Annotated in this window: 22 protein-coding genes; 10 read left to right on the forward strand and 12 right to left on the reverse strand. The window is 71.9% G+C overall.

Annotated features, from left to right (window positions below; genetic code table 11):
• Positions 1-49: 49 nt before the first annotated feature.
• Genes AB0C22_RS07680 through AB0C22_RS07695 form a run of 4 tightly spaced genes read right to left on the reverse strand, consistent with a single transcriptional unit; the run spans position 50 to position 6,408 of the window.
• Positions 50-4,060: an amino acid adenylation domain-containing protein gene (locus AB0C22_RS07680; RefSeq protein WP_219463156.1), complete on the reverse strand. Its 4,011-nt coding sequence runs from the start codon at positions 4,058-4,060 to the stop codon at positions 50-52.
• A 25-nt stretch (positions 4,061-4,085) separates the two neighbouring features.
• On the reverse strand, positions 4,086-5,000 hold the full coding sequence (locus AB0C22_RS07685) for an EamA family transporter (RefSeq protein WP_219463154.1): 915 nt from the start codon (positions 4,998-5,000) through the stop codon (positions 4,086-4,088).
• A complete protein-coding gene (gene upp, locus AB0C22_RS07690) occupies positions 4,997-5,719 on the reverse strand; it encodes a uracil phosphoribosyltransferase (protein ID WP_219463152.1) in 723 nt (240 codons plus the stop codon). The genes AB0C22_RS07685 and upp overlap by 4 nt, the downstream gene beginning before the upstream one ends.
• 5 nt (positions 5,720-5,724) lie before the next feature.
• The gene (locus tag AB0C22_RS07695; RefSeq protein ID WP_208570956.1) at positions 5,725-6,408 is read right to left on the reverse strand and encodes a phosphoribosylanthranilate isomerase; all 684 of its coding nucleotides are present in this window, start codon (positions 6,406-6,408) and stop codon (positions 5,725-5,727) included.
• A 396-nt stretch (positions 6,409-6,804) separates the two neighbouring features.
• On the opposite strand from AB0C22_RS07695, the gene AB0C22_RS07700 reads away from it, so the two are divergent.
• Positions 6,805-7,701: a haloalkane dehalogenase gene (locus AB0C22_RS07700; protein ID WP_219463149.1), complete on the forward strand. Its 897-nt coding sequence runs from the start codon at positions 6,805-6,807 to the stop codon at positions 7,699-7,701.
• 48 nt (positions 7,702-7,749) lie between these two features.
• Here AB0C22_RS07700 and AB0C22_RS07705 read toward each other — a convergent pair whose 3' ends face one another.
• Together AB0C22_RS07705 and AB0C22_RS07710 are read right to left on the reverse strand one after the other, a co-directional pair.
• Entirely contained in the window at positions 7,750-9,570 is a 1,821-nt protein-coding gene (locus AB0C22_RS07705; protein WP_357534132.1) for a class I adenylate-forming enzyme family protein, read from the reverse strand.
• Positions 9,567-10,397, reverse strand: coding sequence for an aminotransferase class IV (locus AB0C22_RS07710; RefSeq protein WP_219463143.1), 831 nt, complete (start codon positions 10,395-10,397; stop codon positions 9,567-9,569). Before AB0C22_RS07710 ends, AB0C22_RS07705 begins: the two co-directional genes overlap by 4 nt.
• Before the next feature lie 300 nt (positions 10,398-10,697).
• Between AB0C22_RS07710 and AB0C22_RS07715 the strand changes: the two genes are divergently transcribed.
• From AB0C22_RS07715 to AB0C22_RS07745, 7 genes are all read left to right on the forward strand, one after another.
• Positions 10,698-11,873: a sulfotransferase gene (locus AB0C22_RS07715; RefSeq protein ID WP_219463141.1), complete on the forward strand. Its 1,176-nt coding sequence runs from the start codon at positions 10,698-10,700 to the stop codon at positions 11,871-11,873.
• Positions 11,870-13,117, forward strand: a complete 1,248-nt coding sequence (locus tag AB0C22_RS07720; protein WP_357534135.1) for an ABC transporter substrate-binding protein — start codon at positions 11,870-11,872, stop codon at positions 13,115-13,117. Before AB0C22_RS07715 ends, AB0C22_RS07720 begins: the two co-directional genes overlap by 4 nt.
• 38 nt (positions 13,118-13,155) lie before the next feature.
• On the forward strand, positions 13,156-14,088 hold the full coding sequence (gene cysD, locus AB0C22_RS07725) for a sulfate adenylyltransferase subunit CysD (protein ID WP_208570064.1): 933 nt from the start codon (positions 13,156-13,158) through the stop codon (positions 14,086-14,088).
• A complete protein-coding gene (locus AB0C22_RS07730) occupies positions 14,088-15,350 on the forward strand; it encodes a GTP-binding protein (protein ID WP_208570063.1) in 1,263 nt (420 codons plus the stop codon). The genes cysD and AB0C22_RS07730 overlap by 1 nt, the downstream gene beginning before the upstream one ends.
• A gap of 52 nt (positions 15,351-15,402) precedes the next feature.
• Complete coding sequence (locus tag AB0C22_RS07735) at positions 15,403-16,005, forward strand: disulfide bond formation protein DsbA (protein WP_208570076.1); 603 nt, start codon at positions 15,403-15,405, stop codon at positions 16,003-16,005.
• A 74-nt stretch (positions 16,006-16,079) separates the two neighbouring features.
• Complete coding sequence (locus AB0C22_RS07740; RefSeq protein ID WP_219463129.1) at positions 16,080-16,934, forward strand: arylamine N-acetyltransferase; 855 nt, start codon at positions 16,080-16,082, stop codon at positions 16,932-16,934.
• Positions 16,935-16,958: 24 nt separating this feature from the next.
• On the forward strand, positions 16,959-17,531 hold the full coding sequence (locus AB0C22_RS07745) for a DNA-3-methyladenine glycosylase I (RefSeq protein WP_219463126.1): 573 nt from the start codon (positions 16,959-16,961) through the stop codon (positions 17,529-17,531).
• A 53-nt stretch (positions 17,532-17,584) separates the two neighbouring features.
• Here AB0C22_RS07745 and AB0C22_RS07750 read toward each other — a convergent pair whose 3' ends face one another.
• The 5 genes from AB0C22_RS07750 to AB0C22_RS07770 are packed head-to-tail and all read right to left on the reverse strand — an operon-like array spanning position 17,585 to position 22,103.
• Positions 17,585-18,286: an ABC transporter ATP-binding protein gene (locus tag AB0C22_RS07750; RefSeq protein ID WP_219463124.1), complete on the reverse strand. Its 702-nt coding sequence runs from the start codon at positions 18,284-18,286 to the stop codon at positions 17,585-17,587.
• A complete protein-coding gene (locus AB0C22_RS07755; RefSeq protein WP_219463123.1) occupies positions 18,267-19,025 on the reverse strand; it encodes an ABC transporter ATP-binding protein in 759 nt (252 codons plus the stop codon). The genes AB0C22_RS07750 and AB0C22_RS07755 overlap by 20 nt, the downstream gene beginning before the upstream one ends.
• Positions 19,022-19,996, reverse strand: coding sequence for a branched-chain amino acid ABC transporter permease (locus AB0C22_RS07760; RefSeq protein ID WP_219463121.1), 975 nt, complete (start codon positions 19,994-19,996; stop codon positions 19,022-19,024). Before AB0C22_RS07760 ends, AB0C22_RS07755 begins: the two co-directional genes overlap by 4 nt.
• Positions 19,993-20,880, reverse strand: a complete 888-nt coding sequence (locus tag AB0C22_RS07765) for a branched-chain amino acid ABC transporter permease (RefSeq protein WP_208570057.1) — start codon at positions 20,878-20,880, stop codon at positions 19,993-19,995. Before AB0C22_RS07765 ends, AB0C22_RS07760 begins: the two co-directional genes overlap by 4 nt.
• A 26-nt stretch (positions 20,881-20,906) precedes the next feature.
• On the reverse strand, positions 20,907-22,103 hold the full coding sequence (locus tag AB0C22_RS07770) for an ABC transporter substrate-binding protein (protein ID WP_219463119.1): 1,197 nt from the start codon (positions 22,101-22,103) through the stop codon (positions 20,907-20,909).
• A gap of 497 nt (positions 22,104-22,600) precedes the next feature.
• Here AB0C22_RS07770 and AB0C22_RS07775 point away from each other — a divergent pair, with 497 nt between their 5' ends.
• Together AB0C22_RS07775 and AB0C22_RS07780 are read left to right on the forward strand one after the other, a co-directional pair.
• Positions 22,601-22,960, forward strand: coding sequence for an MmcQ/YjbR family DNA-binding protein (locus AB0C22_RS07775; RefSeq protein ID WP_219463117.1), 360 nt, complete (start codon positions 22,601-22,603; stop codon positions 22,958-22,960).
• Between the two features lie 5 nt (positions 22,961-22,965).
• Positions 22,966-23,400: a hypothetical protein gene (locus AB0C22_RS07780; protein WP_219463115.1), complete on the forward strand. Its 435-nt coding sequence runs from the start codon at positions 22,966-22,968 to the stop codon at positions 23,398-23,400.
• A gap of 156 nt (positions 23,401-23,556) precedes the next feature.
• Here AB0C22_RS07780 and AB0C22_RS07785 read toward each other — a convergent pair whose 3' ends face one another.
• Complete coding sequence (locus AB0C22_RS07785; protein WP_219463113.1) at positions 23,557-24,843, reverse strand: cation:proton antiporter; 1,287 nt, start codon at positions 24,841-24,843, stop codon at positions 23,557-23,559.
• Positions 24,844-25,343: the final 500 nt, after the last annotated feature.

A 25,343-nucleotide genomic window follows, 5' to 3' on the forward strand; every position in this document is an offset into this window, starting at 1 on the left:
CCGGCCCGTCGGTGGGTCGGGGGCGGGGCGGTGTGGGCCGGGGACCGGCTCACTCCTCCAGGACCGCCTCCAGTGCGACGGACACCGCGTCCTCGTCGCAACCGAAGGCTCTGGTCATGGCGCGGGTGACGGCGGTCACCAGCCGGTTGTGCTGTTCGTCGGTCAGGGCGATCGGCAGGTGGCTGATGCTCACGTGCGGTCGGACCGGGCGACGCCGGGACCGGGCGGGCAGCGCCGCCACCACCTGGTGGACCCCCGGTTCGCGCAGCACCCCGTAGTGGTCGGCGGCCAGGTCGACGACGACGGGGGAGAGGTTGCGGCGGGCGACGGCGGTGTCGAGGAAGGACTCCTGGTCGCCCCGGGTACGCAGCACCGTCACCGGGGCCCGCACCGGCCGCCTGGCGAGTTCGGCCTCGGTGTGGCGCAGCCCGTACGTGCGGGCGACGACCCCGGTGATCCGGCGGACCAGCGGCAGGTCCAGGGCGGGGAAGTGCCGTTGGACGAACCCGGTGAAGCTCTCCTCGTCCACGACGGTGGCCAGGCACTCCTCGATCACCGGCCCGCTGACCGTCCCCGCGAACACGGAACACAGCACGGCCAGGTACGTCGGGTTGGCGAAGCTCGCCGTGCCGACCGTGGCCGGGTCCTGCGGCACCCCCACCCGGGGTGATCCGGGGGCGATCAGGACGAGTTGGTCGACCTGCTCGCCGGCCTGCTCCAACTGGTACGCCGCCTCCACCGCGACCCGGGTGCCGAACGAGTAACCCCACAGCGTGTAGGGGCCACGGGGTTGCCGTTCCCGGATCGCCCGCACGTCCTCGGCCGCCATCCGGGCGATCGTCCGGTAGGGCTCCTCGCCCGGGTTCACGCCGTGGGCCTGCACGCCGTGGAAGGGCCGGCCGACCGTGCCGGCGAGCAGCCGCAGGTTCATCGGGTAGCCGCCGAGGCCCGGCCAGCAGTAGACGGAGCGACCCTCCCGGGCCGGCGCCAACGGCACCAGCCGGGACCTGCTGACCTGGTCGCGTTGGGCGACGCGCCGGGCCAGCTGGGCCACCGTCGGGCTGTCGAAGATGACCTGCATGGGCAGCGTCGCGCCGAACACCCGGTTGAGTCGGTTGATCAGGGCGACGGCGATCAGCGAGTTGCCACCGCAGGCGAAGAAGTCGTCGTGGACGGAGACGTCGTCCTGGCGGACCGCCTCGGCCCACAGGCGGGCGATGCGGCGTTCCAGGTCGGTGCGGGGCGCCACGAACGGCCGTTGCGGGCCGGGGTCGTCGGCGACCCGGGCGGCGAGTGCCGTGAGGTCGGTCTTGCCGTTGGCGGTCAGCGGCATCCGGTCGACGATCACCACCTTGTTGGGCAGCATGTAGTCCGGTAGCCGACCGGCCAGGTCGTCGCGGATCAGCTCCGCCGGACCCTTCATGTGTACGACGTCCTCCTTCATGCCCCGGCCGGCCACCTGGGCGGCACTGACCCGCCCACCCACGGCGAAGTACGACGGACCGTCGGGTAGCCCGTGCCGGCGCAGGATGCCCCGGATGCGGTGCGCCGAGGGCAGGTCGTGACCGGTGTCGGAGCTGTAGCCGGAGGACATGAAGCCGAAGCCGAGGTCGTTCATGGACAGCCGTTGCAGGGCGCGGCCCAGGTCGACGTAGCGCCGCCACCGGGTCGACGTGGTGCTGATCATGCTGATGCCGATCGCGGCCCGGTCGTACACCTGCTGGTTGATCGCGATGACGTGCTGGCGCAGCACCAGGGCGTCGTCGATGCGGACCAGGTCGCCGTCACGGTGCAGGTACTGCCCCGGGGCCAGGTCCCCGCCCCGGTCCGGGTGGACCTGGACGTACACGTCGATCTCGTCGGGCGGCGGCGGGGCGTACGGCGTCAGCGCGAAGCTGCCGAGGTAGAGGTCCTCGTCGGCGCAGTCGAGGTGCCGGATCGTCTGCGGGGTGTGGTCGGCGGCCGTGACGGTCAGCCCGTACCCGGGCAGGACCTGCTCCAGCAGGCCGACCAGGTGGCCGGTCTCGATCTCCAACACCTCGCGGATGTTGTTCTGGTAGACCGGTTCGATGGCCCGTCGCCGGCCGACGAGGTGCAGCCGGACGGTCGGTTCGGGCCGGGACGCGGCCGGGCTGATCCGGACCAGTTCGTGGGTGAGCGGATGGTGGTAGTAGTAGCCGGACGGTAGCCCCCACAGTTGGTGGATCTCCAGGTAGACCTGGGTGGCGTTGAGCGCCCCCGGTGAGGCGTAGCCGTACTTGGGCAGCAGCCGCTCGTCGCTGACGAACTGCCCGAGGTAGCGGATGATCTCCCCGAAGGTGGCCAGGTCGAGCTGTGCGAGCGGGCGCGGCGGCACCGGGCCGGGCTCGGCCGGGCGCAGCAGTGCCAGCAGGTCGGCGCGGGTGACCGGCGGGCCCTCGTAGAACCGGTACGTCTTGCGGGCGAACACCCGCCGTACCTGCTCCTCGGTGGGTTCGGCCCCGGGCAGTGCGAGCACCGGTCGCCCGGCCAACTCCTGCGGGGTACGCACCCCGCCGTGCGACAACTGGGCCCGGACCTGCAGCCGGCTCTCCTTCGACCGGTGGTGGGCCCCCTGCCGGCCCTGGTCCATCAGCGCCGCCTCGCGCGGGTTGAGTTCGACGACGGCGAGCAGGTGCGGGTGGCCGGTACGCGGGTCGTCGCGGACCAGTACCCCCGCGTGCCGGACCCACTGGTGGGCCTCCACGGCGAGGCGCACCTCGTCGAGTTCGACCCGGAACCCGCGCAGCTTCACCTGGTTGTCGACCCGACCGACGAACCGCACGGTGCCGTCGGCCTGCCAGGCGGCCAGGTCACCGGTGCGGTAGAGCCGTTCGCCGGTGACCGGGTCGGGCACGAACCGTTGCGCGGTCAACGCTGGCCGGTGCAGGTAGCCCCGGGCGAGCTGGACGCCGCCGATGAGCAGTTCCCCGACGGCCTCCCCGGTGACCGGGGCGTCGTCGGTGTCGACGATGACGTAGCGCAGGCCGGTGACGGGCCGCCCGATCGACACGGACTGCTGCGTGGGGTCGAGGGTCGCCGGGTCGACGGTGAACGCCGACGAGTTGATCGTGCACTCGGTGGGGCCGTAGAGGTTGACCAGGGTGGCGGGGTGCGCCGCGAGCACGTCGGCGGCGAGCGTGGTGGACAGCGCCTCACCACCGGTGAAGATCTGCCGCAGGCTGGTGCAGGTGCCGAGGCGTTCGGTGTCGACCAGCGCCCGCAGCAGGGTCGGTACGCACTGCAGGGCGGTGACGCCGTGCCGTCGGATGGTCTCGATGATGGCTTCGGGGTCGCGGTGCAGGCCCGGGGTGCCGGCGACGACGGTGCCGCCGCAGGCCGGGGCGAGGATCTCCCACTGCGCCGCGTCGAAGCTCATCGGGGTCTTCTGGAGGATGACGGCCTCGTCGAGGCGGTAGGTGTCCCGCAGCCACCGCAGTTGGCTGACGATGCTGCGGTGCTCGATCATCACGCCCTTGGGACGACCTGTGCTGCCGGAGGTGTAGATGACGTAGGCGAGATGGCCGGGCCGTGGCCCCCGGCGGGGCACGTCGGGTGGGGCCGTGTCGTGCCACACGCTCAGCGGCACGATGGCGGTGCCGGGCGGGACCAGGTCCGACAGCCGTTCGACGAGGTCGTCCTGGGCGACGACGACGCGCAACCCGGCGTCGGTGGCCATGTAGCGCAGGCGTTCGTCGGGATAGTCGGGGGCCAGGGGCAGGTAGGCGGCCGACGCGTACAGGATTCCCCAGGCCCCGACGACGAGTGCGGCGGACGGCTCGGCGAAGAGTCCGATCCGGTCGTCGGGGCCGGTGCCCCGCTCGCGGAGCTGGGCTGCGAGGGTGCGGGCCCGGCGGGCCAGTTCCCGTCGGGTGATCCCCTCCGGTCCGTGCCGGACGGCGATCGCGTCGGGGTCCGCCCGGACCTGCTCGTCGAGCAGGTCCGGCAGGGTCACGTCGGCCGGGTCGTGGGTGCCGGTGGCCGGTTCAAGGGTGTCGGTGGTCGACTGGTGGGCTTCGGTGGTGGCGGGCGTGGTAAGCATGCTTCCCCCTGTGGTGGGTGACGCCTCACCGGCTGGTCAGCGCCCGTGACGCCACCGGCACCGGGTCGGGTGGCGGAGCCGGCGGGGACGACCTGCGCTGGGCGAGGGCGACTGCGGCGACGATGACCAGGGCTCCGACGAGCTGGGTGACGCTGAGTCGTTGGTCGAGGAAGGCGAAGCCCAGCAGGCTGGCGACGATCGGGCTGACCAGGCTGAGGAAGGAGGCGGCCAGGGCGGGCAGCCGTTCCAGCCCGCGGAACCAGACCGCGTAACCGAACAGCGATCCGACGATCCCCAGGTAGGCGAGGCCGGCCAGGTTGGGACCGGTGAGGTGGTCCGGCAGTCCCTCCAGCAGCAGGGTGGTGGGGAGCAGGACCAGCCCGCCGGCGGTCAGCTGCCAACCGGTGAACTGCAACACCCCCACCCCGGGCGGTCGCGCCCAGCGTTTGGTCAGCACGATCCCGCTGGCCATGCTGGCCGCGCCGGCCAGGGCCGCGATCACGCCGAGCGGGTCGAGCGCGGCGGTCGGGCGCAGCACGAGCAGCGCGACCCCGGTCGCCCCGAGCAGGCACGCCACGACGTGCAGCGGCCGGATGCGGTCGCGCAGCAGCAGCGCCGCGAGGATCAGCACCAGCATCGGCTGGAACGACATGATCAGGGCCGCGACGCCACCGGGCAGCCGGTAGGCCGCGATGAAGAGCAGCACGAAGAACAGACCGATGTTGAGGGTGCCGAGCACCAGCGCCCGCCAGATCCACGCGCCGCGCGGCACCACCCGCCCGAGCGCCATCAGGGCGAGCCCGGCGGGCAGGGCACGGGCCAGGGCGGCCAGGTAGGGCCGGCCCGGGGGCAGCAACTCGGTGGTGACGAGGTACGTGCTGCCCCAGATCGCGGGAGCCAGCGCGGTGATCCCGACGTCGCCGATTCCGCCGCGCCTCATCGGGGCTGGTCCGTGCCGAAGTAGCGGTCACCGAAGTCGCCGATGCCGGGCACCATGTAGGCGTCGGCGTTGAGGCGCTCCTCGATGGCGGAGGTGACGATCCGGACCCGGGGGTGCTGGGCGTGCACGGCGCTGATGCCCTCCGGCGAGGAGAGCAGGGTGACGAAGACGACGTCCTCCTCGAAGACCCCGTACTCACGCAGCAGCGCGAGGGCGGCCAGCGCGGTGCCGCCGGTGGCGAGCATCGGGTCCAGCAGCAGCACCTGGGACATGGCGATGTCCGGGGGCAGGGCCGCGTAGTGGAAGTGCGGCAGTTTCGTCGTCTTGTCCCGCTGGATGAGGATCTTGCCGATCCGGGTCTGCGGCAGCATGGCCCGCAGTTCGCCCTCCATGCTCTCGCCGGCGCGGGCGATGGACACCCCGCAGACCGGTGCGGCCGGACGCAGCCCGTGGTAGGTCTGCCCGACCGGGGTGCGCACCTGCTGGGGGACGACCGGGAGCAGGTCGAGGGCGGTGTCGAGGAGCTGCCGGAAGATCTGGGCGGAGGTCTGCACGAAGTCGGCCCGGGAGGCGTCGCGGTCCCGGATGACGGTGTGCAGCGAGCGCAGCCGGTTGGTCTGCGGCAACAGGTGCAGCCGGCTGGTCACGGCGGGTCCGGCCACGGCGGGTCCGGCCACGGCGGGTCCGGCCACGGTGGGGTGGGTGGCGGTGTCGGTCATGGCTCTCAGTCCTGTCCGGCGAGGTCGGCGAACGCCTGGCGGGCGGCGGTGACGAACTGGCGCACCTTGGCGCGGTCCTTGCGGCGGTCGGGGCCCTCCAGCCCGGTGTGCGCGTCGACGGCGGCGGGGCGTACCGCCGCGATGGCCGCCGCCACGTTGTCGGGGTTCAGGCCACCGGCGAGCATCAGCGGCCGGGGCGCGACGCGGACCAGCTCGGCGCTGACCGACCAGTCGTGGACCAGACCGGTCGCGCCCTTGGCCCCGGTGGCGGGGTTGAAGCTGTCGGTGATGTACATGTCGACCCACTCGGCGCTCTCATCGACGATCTTGACCAGCTCGTCGAGGTTGTCGGACTTGACCACGAGGCTCTTGAGCACGTAGAGGTCGGGGTCGATCCGGCGCAGCTTCTCCAACTGGGCGGGGTCCACGTCGCCGTGCAGCTGCACGGCGGTGACGCCGAGTTCGGCGCAGAACTGCCTGATCTCCTCGGCCTCGGTGAGGTAGGTGATCAGGACGCCCCGGTGCCGGGGCTGGATCGCCGCGACGATGGCGGCCGCGTCGGCCTCGGACAGGTCCTCGTTCTTCGCCGGCAACCGCAGGGCGAACCCCAGCCAGTCGGCGCCCTCCGCACAGATCAGGTCGGCCTCCTCCTGGTCGATGACCCCGGCGACCTGGATCAGTCCCTGCATCTGGTTCTCCCTTTCTGGAAAGCCGGCGGAAATCCCGCGTGGCGCATTGACACGTCGGTGGCGTCCGGAGATCCGAGAAGGACTCGTCCGGGCCCTCGTATCGACAGGAGAAACGTACGAAACCGCGGTGCCGGTGGACAGGCCCATGTGCGGGAAAGCGTCGGTGCCACTTTGCCGGCGAGTGGTCCGGCCATGGCACCACGGCACCCCGTACCGCCTGATCGCGGCGGAGCCGAATCAGATTCACCAAGTCATTCGTTGATTTCTCGCGAACAGTTCGTGAATGGCACCGCCGCATTGAGCGCGAACTGTCACCCGTCGACGGACACGCCGTCACGGGGATTCCCGGGAATTGCCGGGCCGGCTTGCTATCACTGGGGCCGAGGAGGTCTACAAGTGACACAGAGTTCCATGCCCGCCGCGGTGCCCGTGACCGTGGCCGACCCACACCCCCGCCGTCGGATCGACCTGTGCGGGACCCACCTCTCGTACGTCGACGTGGGCGACGGGGAACCGATCGTGTTCCTGCACGGCAACCCCACGTCCTCGTACCTGTGGCGCAACGTCATCCCGGCGGTCCGCGACCTGGGCCGCTGCCTCGCCCCCGACCTGGTCGGGATGGGCGACTCCGGGCCGGCGCCCGACGGCGGCTACCGCTTCACCGACCAGGCGCGCTATCTCGACGCCTGGTTCGACGCCGTGGTGGGCGACCGACCGGTCACCCTGGTGCTGCACGACTGGGGTTCGGCGCTGGGCTTCCACTGGGCGGCCCGCCACCCCGAACGGGTCCGGGCCGTCGCCTACCTGGAGGCGATCGTCCAACCCCGCCGGTGGAGCGACTTCGAGGCCGGCCGGGACCAGCTCTTCCGCGCCATGCGCTCGCCCGACGGGGAACGCCTGGTGCTCCAGGAGAACTTCTTCGTCGAGGTGGTGCTGCCGCGCAGCGTGGTGCGCCCCCTGTCGGAGGCGGAACTGGACCACTACCGTCGGCCCTTCGGCGACCCCGACTCGCGCCGACCGACCCTGATGTTCCCCCGGGAGCTGCCCATCGAGGGCGAACCGGCCGACGTGACCGCCATCGTCGAGGAGTACGGCCGCTGGCTGGCCGCCTCCCCGGTGCCGAAACTGCTGGTGGTCGCCGAGCCGGGGGCGTTGCTCACCGGCCGGGCCCTGGCGTTCGCCCGGACCTTCCCCAACCAGCGCGAGGTCACCGTCACCGGCAGCCACTACGTGCAGGAGGACTCACCGGACGAGATCGGGGCCGCCCTGCGGGACTTCGTCACCGCCCTCTGAGGACAGCCGTGGGGCGGGCGGTGGAACCGCCCGCCCCACGGAGACCGGTCAGGCGGCCGAGGTGGCCCGCTGCTCCTGCGGCGTCCCGGCCGGCGTCGACGAGGCGCTCAGCTCCCGCAGGACCGACTGCTCGGTGCGGGTCCGCGCCACGTCCAGCCCACCGTCGTCGTCGGTCAGCAGCAGCTGGGCGAACTGCGCGCGCACCTCACGCTTGAGCACCTTGCCGGTGACGCCCAGCGGGATCTTGGTGTCCCCCTTGGAGATGACCGCCGCGGCCAGCTCGTGCCGGCCCGCCGCCCGCAGCGCCCGGTTGACCCGGGTCAGCAGCTCCTCGGCGCTGAGGTCCGCCCCGTCGATCAGGCGCAGCGCGGCGATCGGGGCGAACGAGGTCGGCTCGACCGGGTCGACCACCCCGACGACGGCGCAGTCCACCACCGCCCGGCACGCCTTGAAGATCTCCTCCTCGATGGTGAGGCTGTAGACCGGGCCGCGCCGCGTCGTGATCACGTCCGTGGTCCGGTCGTAGTGGTAGAACCGGCCCTTGTCGTCCTTGTAGCCGATGTCACCGGTGAGCCAGTAGCCGTTGCGGATCGACTTGTGCGTCAGCTCGTGGTTGCCCCAGTAGCCAAGGGTCACCGTCGGGGTGTGCACCGCCAGGTAGCCGACCTCGTTGGGGCCCAGCTCCCGACCGTCCTCGTCGAAGACGACCGCGTCCTCGACGATCGGCTCCGGGTAGCCGACACAACGGTTGTAGGCGTTGGTCTTGGGGCCGTGGATGTTGAGGAACAGGGCCATGCCCATCTCCGAGGCGCCCAGCCCGTCGAGGTAGTGCGACCCCGGCCGCCAGCTGCCGTTCTCCCGGTGCCGGCCGAGCCGGACCAGCTCCCGGACGTGGGCCTCGTGCGAGGCGTCCGCCGTGCTGATCCAGGTCGTCACGTTCGCCGCGGCGGACGGCTCCAGGCCGAGCGCGAGCATCTCGGTGAAGGTGATCGGGAAGCCGGTCACCACGCTGGGCTTCCACCACCGCATCGCCTCGGCCACCGTCGCCCCGTCCTGGGACTCCATGACCAGGGTGGGCAGGCCGATGAGGGTGGCCATCATCATGTAGCTGTAGCCCGACGAGTGCGACGCGGGGAAGGCCAGCAGCATCTTGTCGTCCGGGCCCGACGGCAGCGTCATGATCCGGGGGCGCTTGCCGGCGAAGAACTGACGGTGGCCGAACGTGGCGGCCTTCGGCATGCCGGTGGTGCCCGAGGAGTGCGAGATGAGCACCGGGTCGCGGTCGCCGTGCCGGTACGGGTAGACCCCGGGCAGCGGGCCGGCCGGCGGCGCGGCGTGCATCGCCTCCTGCGAGGCGGTGAACCGGAACGGCCGGGCGTCGGCCATCCCGTTGAGCAGCGGGCCGAGCTTGTCCGCGTCGACCACCACGCCGACCGCGTCGAGCCGGGACAGGTACTTGGCGGCGGTGTCGGGCACCATGTTCGGGTTGATCACCGCGGGGATCGCGCCGAGGCTGTTGAGCGCCAGGAAGTGCACGAAGCTCGCCATGCCGTTGCGGGTGAAGACCCCGACCCGGTCGCCGTGGGTGACCCCGGCGTTGTGGTACCACCGGGCGTACCGCTCGGTCTGGTCGCGCAGCGTCGCCAGGCTGTAGACGACCAGGTCGTCCGGGCCGCCGCCGGGCGGCAGGTGGTGGAACAGCGGGGCGTCGTGGTCCTGCCCCCGTTCCAGGGCGTGCCACAGGAAGTCGCCGGCGCCGAGCTGACGGGTGGCCAGCAGCTCCAGCCGGGCCCGCAGGCCCCGGTGCGACCGCCCGAAGTGCATGCGCGGGACCGATGCCAGATAACGCTGTAGTGACCTGAGCTTCATGGTGCCTCCTCGGTGCTTCGGTGCGGCCAGATGGCCTCGGGGTCGGGCAGGGGTTCGGCCAGCGCGTCGAGATGGGCGCGCCATTCGTGCAACCGCCGCTCGTGGACGGGAGCGGTCGGCTGTCCGTTGATCTGGGTCAGGACTCGGATGCCGTGCAGGGCGCTGGTGATCCACACCTCGCTGGCGAGCAGCTCCGCCACGCTGGGCAGCCGGTGCCGCACCGGCAGCCCCAGCTCGGCACAGCGGGCCAGCAGCAGCCGACGGGTGACGCCGGGCAGGATGCGCCCGTCGTCCGGCGGGGTGTGCAGGACGCCGGAGGACCACCAGTAGATCGTGCTGAACGCCCCCTCACGGACCAGCCCCTGCTCGTCGCAGAGCAGGGCCTCGTCGGCCTGCGCGTCCTGGGCGGCGGCCCGGATCTTCTCCAGTTCCTCGAAGTCGGGCCCCTTGAGGTGGGGCAGCCGGCGGGGGTCCGGATGGGGCCACAGCCAGCCGCGTGCCTGGCTGACCAGCGGTGGGGCGGGACGCAGCCGCAGGGCCAGCCGCTGCGTGGGGACCAGGTGCAGTTCGATGCGGGGGAACCACACCCCGGAGCGGGGCAGTGCCGTGGTGACCGACGTCCCGAAGGACGCCACCCGGTGCGCCGAGACCCCGAACCCCCGTACGGCGGCGTCGAAACGCTGCCAGTGCAGTGGATAGGCCCGTGCCCGGCCCTCGGTGAGGAGCCAGGAGTCGGCGACGACGGGTCGGTACCGACTGTCCTCGATTCCTTCGCGGACCCCCGTCTCCCACAGCAGCAGGGGGGCGGCCCGAGTCGCCGGCGGCATCTGTTCCTCCGATCCGCGGTGCATCGCCGATTGGCTGGGCCGACCATAGGGCGGCCGTCCGCCGCCGCTCCAGAGCCACGTTGGCACCGGCTTCCGGGCCACTTGTCGGCTCCGGCTTTGGTCCCGTGGAAACCACTGATGTGGCCCTGTACCGACCGTGGCCGGGTGCCTATCGTCGCTACCTACCGTGACCGTTGTTCACATTCGTCGCGGTCCCCGGTCGATCCGGCCCCTCGGGGCGGGCACACCGACCGACAGCCCGATCCGCCGCGTTTGCCGCCAGATAGAGGGGAGTACGCCGTGACCGCCGTCATCGAACCCAGTCAGGACACCTACCGGGTGGAGGAGTTCGTCGAGGCAGCCCGGGAGAGGGTGGGAGTCCCGGACTTCGAGTTCGCGCACCTCGACGCCCTCGACCGGCTGCTGCGGTCGTTGGACACCGAGGGCGGCCTGAACGAGGCCGGTCGGCGGTCTGTCCGGGGCGCCCTGGTCGCCGCGCTCGCCACCCAGGCCGCCGCGTACCGGGCCCGGGTGAAGAACCCCGAGATCGCCTCGGTCGAGATCAACCAGCCGGTGTTCATCACGGGCATGACCCGCAGTGGCACCACGCTGATGCACAACCTGCTCGGCCAGCACCCGGACCTGCGCTCCCCCGACCTGTGGGAGCTGATGGCGCCGGCGACCGACGGCCGCGACGAGGCGACCCGGCAGGCGCTCGTCCAGGCGGCGGAGAACTTCTGCACCGACTACTACACCGTCGCGCCGGCGCTCAAGCCGGTGCACCTGTGGGAGCCGCACCGCCCCGACGAGGACCACCGGCTGACCGCGCCGACGTTCAAGACGATGGCGTACGAGCTGCGTTACACCGTGCCCAGCTACGGCGAGTGGCTGCGCACCCAGGACCAGTACGACGCCTACGACTACCACCGCTACCTGATGCAGCACATCGTCTGGCGGGTGCCCACCGACACGCTGGTGCTCAAGGACCCGTTCCACCTGTGGCGGGCCGACGCGCTGGCGCGTACCTACCCGGACGCGCGGCTGATCTACATGCACCGCGCCCCGAGCGTCACCATCCCCTCGACGTGCAGCCTCACCGAGATCATCCGACTCGCGCGCGCCGACCAGGTGGACCGCCTCGCGCTCGGTAGGCTCTGGACCGAACGCTTCGCGGAGATGCTCGACCTGTTCGCGCGCGCCGAGCGGGACAAGCTCGCCGACACGCCGGTGCTCGACGTCGACTACCAGCGCCTGATGGCCGACCCGATCGCGGTGATGGCCGAGATCTGCGACTTCCTCGGTGCCCGCTGGGACGGCGAGGTCGAGCAGGCGTTCCGCGGTTACCTCGCGGCGAACCGCAAGGACAAGCTCGGCAAGCACGTCTACCGGGCCGAGGACTACGGCCTGGACGCCGACGAGCTGGACGAGCGCTTCTCCGCATACCTGACGAAGTACCAGATCGGAGGACGGGTGTGAGCACGACGTCGGAGCCCACGGTGCTGGAGACGCTCAACGAGCAGTTCCGCGCCTTCGCCCGTACGGTGGCGGGCGCCCCCACGGTCACCGTGGGCATCGTGACCCCACTGTCCCTGCCCGGTGACCCCACGGCCGGCACGTTGACCGTCCGCGGCGCCCTGATCGGTGCCGAGTACGTGCGGGACCACGGTGGCATCCGCGACGGACTCCAGTTCGACTTCGTCGTCCGCGACGACCAGGAGACCGTCACCCTCGACGGTGGCACGATGCCCCGCTCGGCGGTGGGCGCGCTGGCGAAGGTCGCGATCGTCGACGGGGCGCTGGCCGTCCTGGGCCCCTGGCACCTGCGCTACACCGAGGAGGTCGCGGAACTCGCCGACCGGATCGGGGTGCCGCTGTTCATCGAGAACGCCCACCCCGGGGTCACCGCGCGGCAGCGGCGGGCGGTCTTCCGCACGTTCACCTCGATGGCCGAGCGCGCCCCGGTGCTGATCCGGTTCGCCGCCGACCAGGGTTTCCGGCGGGTCGGCCTGATCCACGCCGACACGGTGTTCGGCCGCAGCGCCGCCGCGCTGCTCACCGCCGAGTTGCAGGCGGCCGAGGAGCCGATGGAGCTGTACTCCGTGGAGTTCGCCCAGGAGTCGACCACGGACCTGCGCCCCCAGCTGCGCGAGATCCAGCAGTGGCAGCCGGACGTGGTGATCAACGTGGGGGTGGTCCGCACCAACCACCTGATCGTGCAGCAGGCCGCCGAGATCGGGCTGCTGCCGCAGGTGCCCATGCTGGCACCCTTCCAGTGGCCGCTGCGGGCGCCGGACTACTGGAAGGCGCTCGGCGTGCACGGCCTGCACATGGTCTGGCCGGCCACCCAGTTCAGCCCGAACTGGTCGGGGTTGACCCCGATCGGCCGGTGGTTCGTGGACCGCTACCGCGACACGTACGGCACGCCGCCGCCGGACACCGCCCTCAACGCCTTCACCGACATCACCATCATCGCCCAGGCCCTGCGCCAGGCGGACGGGGTCGGCCGGGCGGAACTGATCGACGCCTTGGAGAAGGGCACCTTCGACACCTGGCGTGGCCCGGTCAGCTTCGCCCGCGGCGAGACCCACTGGCACCACAGCCCACCCCCGGTGGTGCTGCAGCAGTACCAGGAGATCGACCAGGACATCTCCACCGTGCCGATCGTCTACCCGCCCGAGCTGCGTACCGCCGGGTACGTGCGGCCGGGCACCTCGAACTGACCGGCCCGACCGGCCGACACCTGTGGGGAGACAACGCCATGGCGTTCACTTCGACCGCATCCGAAACCGCATCCGACCTGCGGATGTCCTACCTCGACGTGCTCGAGGCCGAGGCGGTGCACATCATCCGTGAGGTGGCGGGCACGCTGGAGCGACCCGTCCTGCTGTTCAGCGGCGGCAAGGACTCCGCCGTAATGCTCCACCTGGCCCGCAAGGCGTTCCTGCCGGGCCAGCTGCCCTTCCCCGTGCTGCACGTCGACACCGGGCACAACTTTCCCGAGGTGATCGAGTACCGCGACAAGGTGGTGGCGGAGCACCAGCTCACGCTGCGGGTGGCGCACGTGCAGGACTACCTCGACGACGGCCGGCTCACCGAGCGGCCCGACGGCAGCCGCAACCCGTTGCAGACCGTACCGCTGCTCGACGCCATCACCCAGCACCGCTTCGACGCCGTGTTCGGCGGCGGGCGGCGCGACGAGGAGAAGGCGCGGGCCAAGGAGCGGGTGTTCTCGCTGCGCGACGAGTTCGGGCAGTGGGACCCCCGCCAGCAGCGCCCGGAGCTGTGGAACCTCTACAACGGTCGACACGACCCGGGTGGGCACGTGCGGGTGTTCCCGCTGTCCAACTGGACCGAACTCGACGTGTGGAACTACATCGCCCGGGAGGAGATCCCGCTGCCGGCCATCTACTTCGCCCACCAGCGTCAGGTCTTCCTGCGCGACGGGATGTGGCTGACGCCGGGGGAGTGGGGCGGTCCGCGCCGCGACGAGCAGCTGCAGGAACGCACCGTGCGGTACCGCACCGTCGGGGACATGTCGTGCACGGGCGCGCTGGTGTCCGACGCCGCCACCATCGACCAGGTGATCGCCGAGATCAGCCTGTCCCGGATCACCGAACGCGGGTCGAGCCGGGCCGACGACAAGTTGTCCGACACCGCCATGGAGGACCGCAAGCGGGAGGGGTACTTCTAGTGACCACGCTCAGCCTCGAGACTGCCCGCGACGGTGAGCTGCTGCGGCTCGCCACCGCCGGCAGCGTCGACGACGGAAAGTCCACCCTGGTGGGACGCCTGCTCTATGACTCCAAGTCGGTGCTGGCCGACCAGTTGGAGGCGGTCGAGTCCGCCAGCCGCGCCCGCGGCTACGGCCAGGCCGACCTCGCCCTGCTGACCGACGGTCTGCGGGCCGAACGTGAACAGGGCATCACCATCGACGTCGCCTACCGTTACTTCGCCACCGGCAACCGCCGGTTCATCCTGGCCGACACCCCCGGGCACGTGCAGTACACCCGCAACATGGTCACCGGCGCGTCGACCGCCCACCTGGCCGTGATCCTGGTCGACGCCCGGCACGGCGTGGTGACCCAGACCCGGCGGCACACCGCGGTGGCCGCGCTGCTGCGCACCCCGCACGTGGTGCTGGCGGTCAACAAGATGGACCTGGTGGGTTTCGCCGAGGACCGGTTCGCCGAGATCGACGACGAGTTCCGCCGGCTGGCGGGTTCCCTCGGGGTTCCCGACGTGCGGTCCATCCCGTTGTCGGCGCTGCGCGGCGACAACGTCGTCGACGCCTCGACCGAGATGCCGTGGTACACCGGGCCGACGTTCCTGCAACACCTGGAGCGGGTGGACCTCGACGAGGACCTGACCGCCCTGCCGGCCCGGCTGCCCGTGCAGTACGTCCTGCCCGACGGATCGCTCGCCGGCCAGCTCGTCGCCGGTCAGCTCCGTCTCGGGCAGCAGGTGCTGGTCGTGCCCGCCGGACGGCCGGCGGTGGTCACCGCCATCCACCGGCTCGGCACGCCCATCGAGAACGCCCGCGCCGGCATGTCGGTCAGCGTGCAGCTCGACGGGGAGGGCGAGGTGGGACGCGGCGACATGATCGTCGCGGCGGACCGGATCCCGACGACGACCCGGCAGGTCACCGCGACGCTCTGCCACGTCGCGGAGCGCCGGCTCGGCGAGGGCGCCCGGGTGCTGGTGCAGCACCAGACCCGGGTCGTGGGGGGGACGGTCACGTCGATCGTCGACCGGCTCGACCTCGCCACGCTGGAGCACACCCCCAACTCCGATCCGCTGGCCGTCAACGACATCGCGGGCGTGGTGCTGGACCTCGACGAGCCGATCGCCGCGGACCCCTACCGCCTCATCCGGGGCACGGGGTCGCTGCTGCTCATCGACCCGCGCGACGGGGCGACCCTCAGTGCCGGACTGGTCGGTCCGGCGTTCCGATGATTCAACCGAAGGATGTACGACGGTGCCCGAAGTGAACCGAATCCTGGTGGACATGTTCGTCGACCCGGTGTGCCCGTGGGCGTGGCTGACGTCGCGTTGGCTGCTCGACGCCGAACGGCAACGCCCGATCGACGTGCGGTTCCGGATCATGAGCCTGTCCGCCCTCAATGAGGGACGTGCCGACATCGACGCGTTCTACCAGCGCAACATCGGGCCGTGGCGGCGGCCGGTGCGGGTGCTGATGGCGGCCGAACAGCAGCACGGGCCGGACGCCGTCCGGTCGCTCTACGACGCCATGGGCACCCGCCGGCACGTCAAGGGCCAGTCGTACGGGCCGGCCCTGTACAAGGCGGCGCTCACCGAGTGCGGGCTGCCCGGGGAGTTGGCCGACGCGGCGGACGACGCGGGGCTCGACGACGCGGTGCGCAAGAGCCACCTGGCGGGGATGCAGCCGGTCGGGCTGGACGTCGGCACGCCGACGATCCACGTGCACGTGCCCGGCAGTGATCCGGTGGCGCTGTTCGGCCCGGTGGTCACGCCCGCCCCGCGCGGTGAGGACGCCGCCCGGCTGTGGGACGGCTTCCTCCTGGTCGCCCAGACCCCCGGCTTCTACGAGCTCAAGCGCAGCCGCACGAGTGGCCCGCAGACCCGCTGACGACCGGCCGGGGCGACGCCATCTCACCGATGGCGCCGCCCCGGCGTTTTTCCCAGGAAGGTGACCGTCCCGACATGCAGGAGCCGTCTGTGCCCAGGATCGGCGACGAGGTGGTGCGGCGCTACCTCGCCCGTCTGGACGAGCCCGGCCGGCCGGGGGTGAACCTGGCCACGCTGGTCCGACTGCACGAGCGTCACGTCCGGCGGGTTCCTTACCACAACCTCGACATCCGGTTGGGGTTACCCACCGACGTCGACCCGGCCGGCAACGCCGCGCGGCTGGCCGACGGCGACGCCGGCTACTGCTTCCACCTCAACGGGGCGTTCGCCGCGCTGCTGGCCGCGTTGGGCTTCGACGTCACCCTGCACCGGGGACAGGTGAAGAAGGCGCCGGCGTTGCCCGACGGGGTGGAGTTCGCCAACCACCTGACCATGACCGTCACCGTGGAGGGTCGGCGCTGGTTCGTCGACGTCGGGCTCGGCGACGGGCTGCTGGGTCCGGTGCCGTTACGTCCCGGCGTGGTCCGGCAGCCGCCGCTGACCTTCGGTTTCGCGCGCGCGACGTGGGGTTGGCGGTTCACCCACGATCCCCGGGGGTCGTTCACGGTGATGGACTGGGAGGACCGGCCGGCGCAGCCGCAGGAGTTCGCCGCGGCCCACCGGCTGCTCTCGACCGCACCGGGTTCCACCTTCGTCCGCCGGTTCATCGTGACCAACCGGGGCCCGGGTGAGGTGGTGTGGTCGCTGGTCGACCGCCTGCTGACCCGCATCGACGGCGACGGTGTTCACCGGCGGGCGCTGACCACCTTCGACGAGTGGCGTCGGGAGCTGGAGGAGACGTTCCTCCTGCGGCTCGACGACCGGCACGCCGCCGGGCTGCGGGGGCTGTGGCAGCGGTTGCCACGGCACCCCGGCAGCGCCGCCGGCTGACCCGCTGCCCCGACAGGAGACGACATGCAGATCAGCACCGGCGCTGACGGTGTGCCGCGTTGTGGCTGGTGCACCGCCACCCCCGTGTACGTCGCGTACCACGACGACGAGTGGGGCCGGCCCGTGCACGGCGAGGCCCCGCTCTTCGAGCACCTGGCGTTGGAGACCTTCCAGGCGGGGTTGTCGTGGTCGACGATCCTGCACAAGCGGGACGCCTTCCGGTCGGCCTTCGACGACTTCGACCCGGAGACCGTCGCCGGCTACGACGACACCGACGTGGCCCGGCTGCTCGGCACCGAGGGCATCGTGCGCAACCGGGCGAAGATCGAGGCGACCATCGGCAACGCCCGGCTCGTCGTGGCGTTGGCCGGGGACCTCGACGCCCTGCTGTGGTCGTACGCGCCGACCGGTGCGCGGCCCCGTCCCCACTCGACGTCGCAGGTGCCGGCCCGGACACCCGAGTCGACCGCGATGGCCCGGGAGTTGAAGCGGCGCGGGTTCCGGTTCATCGGCCCGGTCGGCGCGTACGCCCTGATGCAGTCGACCGGGATGGTCGACGACCACCTGGTGGGCTGCCACCGCGCCGTCGACGGTTGAACCCGGTCCGGGTGCGGCCCCGTCGCCTGACGGGGCCGCACCCGGTCTCGTGCTCAGCCCGCGACGCCCAGCAGACGCTGCACCGTCGGCAGGTCCCCGCGCAGTTCGCTGGTGGGGCACCGGTGTGCGATGCGCCCCCGGACCAGCACCGCCGCCTCCTGGGTCACCCCGAGGGCCAGGTGCAGGTCGTGTTCCACCAGCAGCAGCGTCAGCCCCTCCCGGACCACCACCCGCAGCGCCTCGGCCACCTGGTCGACGACGATGGGCGCCAGCCCCTCGGACGGCTCGTCCATGAGCACCAGCCGCGGGTCGGTGGCCAGGGCCCGGCCGATGACGAGCATCTGCTGTTCGCCGCCGGACAACTGCCCGGCGAGGTGCCGCCGCCGCTGCGCCAGCCGGGGGAACAACTCGTACACCCGCTCGGTCGGCCAGGTCCGGCCGCCGTGCCGGGTGGCCAGGGCGAGGTGCTCGTGCACCGTCAGCGTCGGCCACACCCGCCGCCCCTGCGGCACCAGCGCCACCCCGGCGCGGGCGAGCCGGTCGGCCCGCCAGCCGGTGACGTCCCGACCGTCCAGCAGCACCTGCCCGCCGGTGGGCCGCAGCAGCCCCGCGAGGGTGGAGACGAAAGTGGACTTGCCGACCCCGTTGCGGCCGAGCAGGGCCAGTGCCTGCCCCGCCGGCAGGTCGAGGTCCAGCCCGTGCAGCACCTGCCCCTGCCCGTAGCCGGCGGTCAGCTCACGCACCTCCAGGAACACCGTGCACCTCCTCCATCCGGCCGCCGAGGTACGCCTGCTGCACCTCGGGGCTGCGCCGTACCTGCTCGGGGGTGCCGCTGTGCAGCACGGTGCCGAGGTGCAGGACGCTGACCCTGGTCGCGACGTCGAAGACGACGTCCAGGTCGTGCTCGACGAACACGATCGTCACGGTGGGCGGTACGCCGCGCAGCAGCTCCACCAGCCCACCCCGTTCCTCCCCGGACATGCCGGCCGCCGGCTCGTCCAGGAGCAGCAGCTGCGGTTTCGCGGCGAGCGCCACCGCGATCTCCAGGCGTCGGCACTGGCTGTAGGACAGCGCCGTCACCGGCCGGTCCGCCAGGTCGCCCAGGTCCACCGAGGCGAGCGCGGCGGCGACCTCGGCGCGGCGCTGCCGGTCGGTGTGCCGGGCCAGCAGCCGACCACCGGTCAGCGCCAGGGTCACGTTCTGTGCGGCGGTGAGCGAACCCAGCAGGGTCGAGTGCTGGAAGCTGCGGCCGATGCCGGCGCGGGCCCGTCGGTGGACCGGCTCGCGGGTGACGTCCCGGCCCCGGTAGTGGAGGGTCCCGGCGGACGGGCGTTCCTGCCCGGCGATCAGCTTGAGCAGGGTGCTCTTGCCGGCGCCGTTGGGTCCGATGAGTGCGTGCCGCTCCCCGGCGGCCACCGTCAGCCGTACGCCACGCAGGACGTTCAGCGCGCCGTAGCGGTGGTGGACGTCCTGGCAGCGGAGCAGATCGATCATGACGTGGTCCTCCTCAGCCGGATGCGGGCGATCCCCGTGGGCAGCAGATAGACGACGAGGACGAACAGCAGCCCCAGGGCGAGCGGGCCGTGCCCGTCGAGGGTCGCGCCCAGCGAGTCCCGTACGACGATGACCAGGGCCGCGCCGAGGCAGGGCCCCCACCAGGAGCCGGTGCCCCCGATCACCACGGCGAGCAGGGCGAGCGCGGAGGTCTCGAAGCCGGCGTCGGCCGGGGTCACCAGTCGCTGCTGGGCGGCGAGCAACCCGCCGGCCAGTCCGGCGACCGCACCGGCGAAGACCAGCGCGCCGAGCTTGATCGCGGTGGTCCGGTAGCCCAACGCGCGCATCCGGTCCTCGCTGTCGCGGATGCCCCGCAGCACCACACCGGGGGTCGACGTGGACACCAGGCGCAGGGCGAGCATGCCCACCACGAAGAAGCCCAGCACGTACCAGTAGGTCGTGGCGGGTTGGTCGAGGACCGTGCCGAACATCGACGGCGCCGGCACCCCGTACAAGCCGTTGGAGCCGCCGGTCACCGCCTCCCAGCTGTCGGCGGCCTGCTGGGTCAGCTCCCCGATCGCCAGGGTCAGCATGAGGAAGAACACCCCGTGGGTGCGGACGGCGACCGCCCCGGCGACCAGCGCGACCAGGGCCGCGACGACCACCCCGACCAGGAGCGCCCCCGCACCGGTCGTCTGGTGGGTGGCGGTCCAGGCGGCGGCGTACGCGCCGACGCCGAAGAACGCGGCGTGCCCCAACGACGGCAGTCCGACGACGCCCACCAGCAGGTTGAGGCTCGCGGCGAGCAGTCCGAAGACGAGGATGCGGGTCAGCGTCGTCGTCGCGTAGGGAGCGAGGTAGAGCGGGGCGGCGGCCAGCACCAGGGTGCCGGCGGTGGTCGCGGCCACCGTGCGGAACCCGGTGCCCAGCCGGGGGCGGGCGGGGGCCCGGGTCTGGACCAGGGATGTCATCGTCGTCCTCCGGGGGCGAGGGTGAACAGGCCGCGCGGGCGGACGACCAGCACCGCCGCGAGCGTGCCGAAGAGCAGGAAGGAGGCCAGGCCGGGCAGCACCGCCCGGCCGACGGACTCGACCTGGCCGAACAGCAGGGCGGCGATGAGCGGCCCGCGGATCGAGCCGAGCCCACCGACCACCACGACGACCAGGGCGAGCACCAGGATCGTGGTGTCCAGCCCGGGGCGGGCGTGGTAGATGGGTGCGCCGAGCAGCCCGGCGAGGGTGGCCAGCACCGAGCCCAGGACGAACACGCCGCCACGGACCAGGCGCGGGTCCACCCCGACGGTGGCGACCATGTCCCGGTCGCTGACCGTCGCGCGGAACAGCGCGCCCAGCGAGGTCCGTTCGACGGTCCAGTACACGGCGGCGGCGAGCAGGGCGGCTACCCCGACGAGGGCGAGCCGGTAGCTCGGGTAGCTCCAGCCGGCGATGGTCACGGTGCCGTCCAGCCCGGCGGGTGGCTCGGTGGCCCGGACGTCGTCGCCGAACAGCGCGGACAGGACGTCGGCGGCGACCAGGGCGATGCCGAGGGTGAGTAGCGCCTGTTCCAGGTGGGAACGCCGCGACAGCGGCGCGGTCAGCAGTGACAGCAGGCCACCGGCGGCGGCACCGAGCACGACGACGGCGACGACCGCCCGGGCGAGCGACGGCCAGGTCTGCTGCTCACCGCCGATCCACCAGGCGAGGTACGCCCCGGTGAGGAACAGTGCGCCGTGGGCGAGGTTCAGCACGTCCATCATGCCGAATATCAGGGACAGGCCGGCGGCGGTGATGAATAGCAGCAGCCCGATGGCCAGGCCGTTCACCATCGCCGTCACGGCGATCTGCGTGGTGGGCATCGCGGAGGCTCCGTCCGGTGGTACGGCTACGACTGGGGGTCGAGCGGGCCGAGGTCCGCGACGACGCCGTTGACGGGTGCGCCGGCCCGGGTCTGCACCCGGCGCAGGTAGAAGTTCTGTCGGGGCGACTGCTGCGTGAAGGACCACGGGCCACGGGGGCTGTCGGTGATGACGCCGATCGAGTCGAGGGCCCCGGCGAGGCTGTCCCCGTCGACGGCGTCGGCCTGCGCGATGGCGCGGGAGAGCACCTCGGCGGCGTCCCACGCCTGCACGGCGTAGGCGGTGGGGGCGGCGTCGTAGGCGGCGCGGTACGCCTTACCGAACGCGACGTTGGCGGGGTTGTCCAGTTCGGAGGTGTAGTGCAGGGTCGACAGCACCCCGTCGGCCGCCTGCCCCTGTGCGCCGAGCACGCCGCCCTCGACGAGGAAGCCCGACGCGTACAGCGGGATGGTGCGGGAGAGGCCGAACTGGGCGTACTGCTTGACGAAGGCCACCGACTCGGCGCCGCCGAAGAAGCAGAAGGTGCCCTGCGCGCCGGAGGACTGGATGCGGCTGAGGAAGGGCTGGTAGTCCTGGGTCTTGCCGAACGGCGGCTGGCTCTGGCCGACGATGGTGCCCCCACCGGCCCGGTAGGCGTTGCTGAACCCCTTGATCGCCTCGGTGCCGGCGACGTAGTCGGGGGCGATGGCGTAGATCCGGCGGACGCCGCTGGTGGCCAGGTGACGTCCCATCGCGGCGGCGACCTGGGCGTTGGTGAACGAGGTACGCCAGATGTAGGGGCTGCGGTTGGTGCTGGTGATGGCACCGGCGCCCGCGTTGGCGATCACGAGCAGCCGGCGGGCGCTGGTGACCAGGTCCCGTACGCCGAGGGCGGTGGCGGAGCTGACGACGCCGACCAGCACGTCGACCCGGTCGTTCTGGAGCAGCTTCTGTACGGCCGGCACCCCGGTCTGCGGTCCCTCACCCTCGTCGGCGACGACGGTGGTGACCCGGCGACCGCCCAGCCGCCCGTCGTGCTGGCGCAGCCAGAGGTCCCAGCCGCGCTGGATGTCGACGCCCAGCGGGGTGTAGACCCCGGCCTGGGGGATGACGAGGCCCACCTTGACGGTGTCGGTGCCGCTGCTGACCGTGGTGGCGCCGAGGCTGCTGCCGCAGCCGGTGAGGCCGGCGACGCCGAGGCCGGCGGTGAGGCCGAGGAATGTCCTGCGGTTGATTCCGGTCATGACCCAACTCCCGAACGTATCGAGCAGGATTAGTGGCCTGAAGGTATGGCCGGCCGTCGGGGGCGGCCAGTGCCACATCGTCGAGCGGTCCGGGTCCACTCCGGTGGCGGGCGGTGCCGGTGTCGTCGAGGGGTGGACGGGGTGCGCCACCCGGTCCCGGGCGGCGGTGATTGGCCCCGTCGACCGGCGGCAAGTGGCCGTTTCCCGCCCCGGCGACCCGTGGCACGCTGCTGGTCGCCGTCCGGTCCGACCAGGTGAGGAGTTCCCGTGCGCGCGTACGGCCGGCGGGACGGTTCCGCCGACGGTCCACGCCCCCGGGGCACGCGTACCCCTGGGGTGGTCGCACCTGACACCGCAGGCGTCGCGCCTGCGGTGTCGTGCTGTCCGTTCCCGGGTGGGGTCGGCGCGTCCGCTCGGACGGCAACCGGCGTCGACCGTCTAATGGGCGGTGCGCCCCGCCGCGGGCGTGACCGCCCGCCGACCGGAGGGAACCGACAATGCTGACACCCGACCAGGTAAGGGACTTCGCCCTCGCGATGCCGGAGGCGGTCGAGCAGGAGACGTGGGGGCATCCCACGTTCCGGGTGCGCGAACGCATCTTCGCCAGCACCTCCGCCGACGGGGTGGTGGCGATCGTCCGGGCGTCGAAGGAGGACCAGGCCGAGCTGATGGCGGCGGACCCGGAAACCTACGACCCGGCGGACTACTTCGGCCGGTACGGCTGGGTCCGGGCGCAGCTCGCCACGGCGGACCCGGACGAGATCCGGGAGCTGGTGGTGGAGGGGTGGCGGCGGGCGGCACCGAAACGGCTGGTGGCGCAGTACGACGGCACGTCCGCCCGGACTTCGGGGCGGTGACGGTGGTGGCCGCGATCATCCTGGGTTGGAATCCCCAGCGGTGGAACGGGTGGACGCCGAGCTACGAGGAGCTGTCGCCGACGGTCTCCCCGCAGCGCACGTTGGCCGGTTCGTGGACGGTGGGGCGGCGGGTGAACATTCCGGTGGGGGCGGACGCCTGGCTGTTGATGCAGGGTCGCCACCGGGGTCTGGTCGGGCATGCCGTGGTGACCCGCGCCCCCTATCCCGGCCCGCACGACCGGGACCCGACGGTGACGACGAACTACGTGGACGTCGCGTGGGACGGGCTGCTGCCGGTGGCGCGGCGGATCGTTCCGGAGGTGCTGACGACGGAGGCGTCCGGGGTCGCCTGGGGCTACGTGTTCAGCTCGGGCACCGGTGTGCCCGCCGCCGCCGAGGAGCAGGTCCACCAGGTCTGGCAGCGCTACGCGCTGGACTGAGCCGCGCCGGACTGAGCCGCGCTGGACTGAGCCGCGCTGGACTGAGCCGCGCTGGACTGAGCCGCGCTGGACTGAGCCGCGCTGGACTGAGCCGCAGGGCCGGTCCGGGTGGGTGCGACCCGTCGCACCCACCCGGACCGGCCCTGCGGCCGAGGGTCAGCGGATCGCCGGTACGGGTTCGGCGGCCATCGCGGGTACCTCGTCGGGTGCCGGTGCGCGGGTCGCCAGCAGCGGGCCGGCCATCGCGGTGGTCACCAGTGCCATGACGACCATCATGGTGAACAGTTGTCCGTCGAGGACGCCGAGGGAGACGCCGATGTTGAGCACGATCAGTTCGGTCAGCCCCCGGGTGTTCATCAGGACACCCAGTCGTCGTGCCTGCGGCCAGGGCAGGCCGAAGGCCCGCGCGGGGAGGGCGGCGCCGGCCATCTTGCCGACGCAGGCGACCAGGATGATCGCGGCGAGTTCGAGCAGGTTGGTCAGGGTCAGCGCGGCGATGTCGACGCTGAGTCCGGTGACGATGAAGAAGACCGGCAGCAGCACCAGGCCGATGTTCTCGAACGGCACCCGGATGTGTCTGGTCAGCGGCTCCGCAGGGTGCCGGGGCATGACGAATCCGAAGGCGAAGGCCCCGAAGATGGCGTGGATGCCGATCCAGGTGGTGGCGTAGGAGGACAGGAAGACGCCGGCGGCGGTGATGGCCGCGAGCTGGTAGGTGTTCGGTCCGATGCGGCGGATCAGGGCGGCCAGGCCGGGGCGGACCGCGAGGGCCATGACCGCGACGTAGCCGGCGGACATGAGGACCACCTGGACGAGGTCGGTGGCGTCGCGGGCGGTGGCGACCGCCGCGACCACGGCGAGGATGCACCAGGCCAGCACGTCGTCGATGGCGGCGCTGGCCAGTGCCAGCACGCCGACCTGGGTGTGGGACAGGCCGCGGTCGCGCAGGATGCGGGCCAGGACGGGGAACGCGGTGATGGCCATGGCGGCGCCGAGGAAGAGGGCGAACGCGAGGAACGGCACGTGCTTGCCGGCGATCGTCGCGTGCCGGGGATAGATGAGGTTGGCCAGGCCGACGCCGAGGGTGAAGGCCAGGGCGATGGAGCACACCGACACCGACACGGTGAGGCTCTTGCGTCGGGAGACGATGCGCCGGTCGAACTCCCACCCGATGAGGAACATGAACAGCAGGAGGCCGACCTGCGAGATGGCCGACAGGTAGGGCCGGGCGGCGGCGGGGAAGAGCAGGGTGGTCAGGTCGCCGGGGAGCAGACCGAGCAGGCTGGGGCCCAGCGCGATGCCGGCGACGATCTCGCCGATCACCACGGGCTGCCGCAGCCGGCGGGCGATCCCGCCGAACAGGTGGGCTACCAGGAGGACGAGGGCGATGTCGGCCATCACGATTGCAGCGGTGAGTTCGGCCGGCGTGGCTACGGACTTCATGAGATCTCCGGATCTGGGCGGGAGAAGGCTGGTCCGGGGTCGGCGCCGGTGTGTTCACGGCGGCGCGGATCACCGACCGTAGCAGCGGATTTCCCGGCCGGACACGGCCATGTCCGGCGGGTTGGGGGTGCCATTTGCCGATTGATCGTGGTGGGGATGGCGGCCGGTGGGAAACGCGATCGCCCCCCAGGTGTGTGCCGGTTAGTCGCCGCCGGGCGTCCCGTCGCCGGAAGAATGCGGCGAGTCGACCGGGTAACTGGCAGGTCGGCTTACCGACACCGCTTCGTTAACCTGAAATCGTGCATTCCAGAAGAGTCGTTCGGTGATTGTCGTCTATGGCCCGATTTTCGGGGCCAATGCTCGCTACCCTGCGTCACCTTAACGTCACGCGCCGAAATGAGTGCTGGGCAGGGGGTCGTCCAGTGGCACCCTCTCGGATCAAAGAATGGCTCTGGTTGCCCTGCTAACGCTGGGTTAGCCTTCCTGACGTTCCGTTCTTC

The organism is Micromonospora sp. NPDC048894 (assembly GCF_040649765.1).
Taxonomy (GTDB): Bacteria; Actinomycetota; Actinomycetes; order Mycobacteriales; family Micromonosporaceae; genus Micromonospora; species Micromonospora antibiotica.

Coding starts and splice junctions, on each gene's coding strand:
- AB0C22_RS07765 (WP_208570057.1), bottom strand. CDS start 20,880: ATGCCCACCACGCAGATCGCCGTGACGGCGATGGTGAACGGCCTGGCC.
- AB0C22_RS07680 (WP_219463156.1), bottom strand. CDS start 4,060: ATGCTTACCACGCCCGCCACCACCGAAGCCCACCAGTCGACCACCGAC.
- AB0C22_RS07740 (WP_219463129.1), top strand. CDS start 16,080: ATGCAGGAGCCGTCTGTGCCCAGGATCGGCGACGAGGTGGTGCGGCGC.
- AB0C22_RS07695 (WP_208570956.1), bottom strand. CDS start 6,408: ATGCAGGGACTGATCCAGGTCGCCGGGGTCATCGACCAGGAGGAGGCC.
- AB0C22_RS07785 (WP_219463113.1), bottom strand. CDS start 24,843: ATGAAGTCCGTAGCCACGCCGGCCGAACTCACCGCTGCAATCGTGATG.
- AB0C22_RS07760 (WP_219463121.1), bottom strand. CDS start 19,996: ATGACATCCCTGGTCCAGACCCGGGCCCCCGCCCGCCCCCGGCTGGGC.
- AB0C22_RS07745 (WP_219463126.1), top strand. CDS start 16,959: ATGCAGATCAGCACCGGCGCTGACGGTGTGCCGCGTTGTGGCTGGTGC.
- upp (WP_219463152.1), bottom strand. CDS start 5,719: ATGACCGACACCGCCACCCACCCCACCGTGGCCGGACCCGCCGTGGCC.
- AB0C22_RS07735 (WP_208570076.1), top strand. CDS start 15,403: ATGTTCGTCGACCCGGTGTGCCCGTGGGCGTGGCTGACGTCGCGTTGG.
- AB0C22_RS07685 (WP_219463154.1), bottom strand. CDS start 5,000: ATGAGGCGCGGCGGAATCGGCGACGTCGGGATCACCGCGCTGGCTCCC.
- AB0C22_RS07755 (WP_219463123.1), bottom strand. CDS start 19,025: ATGATCGATCTGCTCCGCTGCCAGGACGTCCACCACCGCTACGGCGCG.
- AB0C22_RS07775 (WP_219463117.1), top strand. CDS start 22,601: ATGCTGACACCCGACCAGGTAAGGGACTTCGCCCTCGCGATGCCGGAG.
- cysD (WP_208570064.1), top strand. CDS start 13,156: ATGGCGTTCACTTCGACCGCATCCGAAACCGCATCCGACCTGCGGATG.
- AB0C22_RS07705 (WP_357534132.1), bottom strand. CDS start 9,570: ATGAAGCTCAGGTCACTACAGCGTTATCTGGCATCGGTCCCGCGCATG.
- AB0C22_RS07710 (WP_219463143.1), bottom strand. CDS start 10,397: ATGCCGCCGGCGACTCGGGCCGCCCCCCTGCTGCTGTGGGAGACGGGG.
- AB0C22_RS07770 (WP_219463119.1), bottom strand. CDS start 22,103: ATGACCGGAATCAACCGCAGGACATTCCTCGGCCTCACCGCCGGCCTC.